The organism is Planomicrobium sp. MB-3u-38 (genome assembly GCF_002836425.1).
Classification (GTDB): Bacteria; Bacillota; Bacilli; order Bacillales_A; family Planococcaceae; genus Planococcus; species Planococcus okeanokoites.
In genome coordinates this window covers 1-400 of the sequence record NZ_PJBO01000027.1, presented here as the reverse complement: position 1 = coordinate 400, position 400 = coordinate 1, and the positions used below count along the sequence as shown (strand labels likewise).

Below are 400 nucleotides of genomic sequence, written 5' to 3'. Positions count from 1 at the left end.
TATTAAAGATCCAGGCGGCGTAGCTCAGCTGGCTAGAGCGTACGGTTCATACCCGTGAGGTCGGGGGTTCGATCCCCTCTGCCGCCACTTTATTAGGACCTTTAGCTCAGTTGGTTAGAGCAGACGGCTCATAACCGTCCGGTCGCAGGTTCGAGTCCTGCAAGGTCCACCACCATATATTATCACGGAGGAATACCCAAGTTTGGCTGAAGGGATCGGTCTTGAAAACCGACAGGGGAGTCAAATCCCGCGGGGGTTCGAATCCCTCTTCCTCCTCCATTTTTTAAAAGTGAGTGGACTACTATTTATTATCGCGGGGTAGAGCAACGAGCCGTACGAAGACGGCGAAGTAACACCGAAGCAGCCGAAGCCGATGCAGGTGTCATCAGCGAGAAGCAAC

At 53.2% G+C, this 400-nt stretch carries 3 tRNA genes; all 3 read left to right on the top strand.

The annotated features are described in order from the left end of the window. The first annotated feature begins 13 nt into the window (after window positions 1–13). The 3 genes from CXF70_RS07405 to CXF70_RS07395 all read left to right on the top strand — a co-directional run bounded on the left by CXF70_RS07405 (window position 14) and on the right by CXF70_RS07395 (window position 279). Window positions 14–87, top strand: a tRNA-Met gene (locus CXF70_RS07405). A gap of 8 nt (window positions 88–95) precedes the next feature. Further along, window positions 96–172, top strand: a tRNA-Ile gene (locus CXF70_RS07400). Between the two features lie 14 nt (window positions 173–186). Then, window positions 187–279 (top strand) — tRNA-Ser (locus CXF70_RS07395). Window positions 280–400 lie beyond the last annotated feature (121 nt).